Origin of the sequence: uncultured Kocuria sp. (assembly GCF_947500125.1) — a bacterium.
GTDB lineage: Bacteria > Actinomycetota > Actinomycetes > Actinomycetales > Micrococcaceae > Kocuria.
In genome coordinates this window covers 1-2641 of record NZ_CANMRA010000073.1, presented here as the reverse complement: position 1 = coordinate 2641, position 2641 = coordinate 1, and the positions used below count along the sequence as shown (strand labels likewise).

Annotated in this window: 2 protein-coding genes; one reads left to right on the top strand and one right to left on the bottom strand. The window is 69.1% G+C overall.

Translation table 11 applies throughout. The annotated features are described in order from the left end of the window. Positions 1 to 262: 262 nt before the first annotated feature. Positions 263 to 745 (top strand): GyrI-like domain-containing protein, encoded by a 483-nt coding sequence (locus Q0817_RS19865; RefSeq protein ID WP_298592180.1) that lies wholly within the window; start codon positions 263 to 265, stop codon positions 743 to 745. A gap of 113 nt (positions 746 to 858) precedes the next feature. Here Q0817_RS19865 and Q0817_RS19860 read toward each other — a convergent pair whose 3' ends face one another. After that, positions 859 to 2097 (bottom strand): dicarboxylate/amino acid:cation symporter, encoded by a 1239-nt coding sequence (locus tag Q0817_RS19860; RefSeq protein ID WP_298592177.1) that lies wholly within the window; start codon positions 2095 to 2097, stop codon positions 859 to 861. Between the last annotated feature and the right edge of the window lie 544 nt (positions 2098 to 2641).

Below are 2641 nucleotides of genomic sequence, written 5' to 3'. Positions count from 1 at the left end.
CGATGGTACTGCACCCGGAAGGGTGTGGGAGAGTAGGACACCGCCGGACCACACCAGAAAGGGTCGAGCCCCCGCACCACACGGTGCGGGGGCTCCCCGCATTTAACACCCACCCGTCCCGGCACCGTACCTCCCCCACATGCCACAGGCCCCCACCACCACGGTGAGGGCCTGCTCCCGTTCAGGACAGGGAGCATGGTCCGATGCCCGCCGGCCGCCCGTCATACAAGCACGGCTCCCGTCCCCGGCGGATAATGCTGGCATGGACGCGAGACAGCAGGACGCCGAGTCCCCACGGGTGATCGAGCACCAGGAGCAGCCGATGGCCGTGGTGACCGGAACGGTGGCCATGAGCGAGCTGCGCGAGTTCTTCGACCGTTCCTTCGGCGAACTGGGGAAAGCCATGGCCGACGGGGCGTTCGAGCCCTCCGGGCCTCCGATGGCGGTGTACCACGGCGTGCCGGCGGAGACGGTCCACCTCGAGGTGGGTTTCCCCGTGCGGGGACAGGTCACACCCCAGGGCTCCGTGGTCGCCCACCGGTTGCCTGCCTCCCGTGCGGCGACGTCCGTGCACCGTGGGAACTACGACGATCTCGGTCGCTCCTGGCAGCGCCTGGCGGAGTGGGCGGGGAGTCAGGGGCTCGCCCTCGGCGACCGCATGTGGGAGGTGTACGTGACCGAGCCCCGCCCCGGGGACGACCCCGCCGACATGGTCACCGAGCTCCACTGGGCACTCCGGCAATGACGATCCTCATGACGGCCCTCATGATGATCCTGGGGCCGCGGAGCACACCACGAAGAAGGCCCCGACCGTGCGGTCGGGGCCTTTCTCCTGCTGAAGGATCGGGACGCGGAGGATCAACGACCGAGTGGCGCGTCCGAGAGCTCCCGCTCCGCCGAGGTCGCCCCGCCGGCCGTGGTCACGGTGCGCCGGCCGATGAGCTTGTTCATGACCACGGCGATGGCACCGTCCCCGGTCACGTTCGTCGCGGTGCCGAAGGAGTCGATGGCGATGTACGTGGCGATCATCAGGGCCACCGCGGTCTCGTCGAAGCCGAGCATGCCCTGGAGCAGACCCACGGCGGCCATGATCGCCCCACCGGGGACGCCCGGGGCGGCGACCATCGTGATCCCCAGCATGAGGATGAAGCCCACGTAGGCCAGGTCGTCGATCGGGGTGCCGGTGATGGTCATGACGGCCGCTGAGAACAGCACGATCTTCAGGGTGGAACCCGCGAGGTGGATCGTCGCGCTCAACGGGATCACGAAGCCTGCGACGGACGGACGGACGCCGTTGGCCTCCGCGCACCTCAGGGTGACGGGGATGGTCGCGGCGGAGGACGACGTGCCCAGCGCGGTGGCGTAGGCAGGAAGCATGTTCTTCAGCAGGGTCGCAGGGTTGCGGCCCACGTAGATCCCCGCGACCACGTACTGAGCAAGGAGCAGCACGACGGACAGGGTCAGGGCGACGAGCACCACCTTCGAGAAGGTGGCGACGACCACCAGGATCTGACCGTTCATGGTGAGACCCATGAACATCCCGAAGATGTAGAGGGGCAGCAGCGGGATGATGACCAGCTCCACGATGCGCATGATGATCCGGCGCAGGTCGTCCATGCTCCGGTGGAGGGTGTCACCCGGAATGAGCGTGATGCCCACCCCCAGGCAGAAGGCCAGGAGGAGCGCTGTCATCACGCCGAACACGGGTTCCATCTCGAGCGTGAAGAAGCCGGCGAGGGCGCTCTCCTCCGGATTGGCCAGGGTGTCGACGTCGCGCTCCCCGTCCAGCAGCCACGGGTACCCGGCGCGGGCGACGACGAAGGCCAGCAGACCGGAGAGGACGGTGGAGGCATACGCGATGGCGGCGGTCACGCCGAGCCACTTGCCGGCCCCTCTGCCGAGGTCGCCGATGGCCGGGGTGACGAGACCGACGATCAGCAGCGGAACGATGAAGCCGAGGAACGCGCTGAAGAGGCCGTTGAACGTCAGGAAGACCCGGGCGAGCGGTTCGGGAAAGAACAGACCGCAGGCGACGCCCAGGACGATGCCGAGCAGCACGCGCGCCAAAAGATGGGACGTGAGGGGTTTTTTGGACATGAGCCCATCATCCGACGAGGGGGTGGCCGGGGACGAATCGGGACGGAGGGTCGTCGGACCTGCTTATACAATGGGGACGATCATCATGGCGGACCGTTCTCCGGCCACCGCCGACATCCACGAGAGCCGACCGGCACCGCGTCGGCACAGAGGAGCGGTACGTGTCCGAGTCTTTCCAGCACGGGTCCCGGGACGAGCGTCGGAACGGAAATTCCGGCGACCGCCGGTCCGGTGGAGGAGCCGGGCGCGAGGGCGACCGGTCCGGCGCGCAGCCCCGGCGCCGTTTCGACGACGGGCGGCGCGGTCCGGCTCGCGACGGCGAGACGCGCGGACGTGACTCCGAGGGTCGCGGCGCCGCCGACCGGCCCGGCCGCGACCGCCAGGACGACCGCCGCGGTGGGTATGCCCCACGTGGTGACCGGCGTGATGACCGGTCCGGTGAGGGCGAGGGCTACCGAGGTCGCCGCGATGACCGTCAGGACGACCGTCGTGGTGGGTACGCGCCGCGAGGTGACCGGCGTGATGACCGGCAGGGCGATCGTCG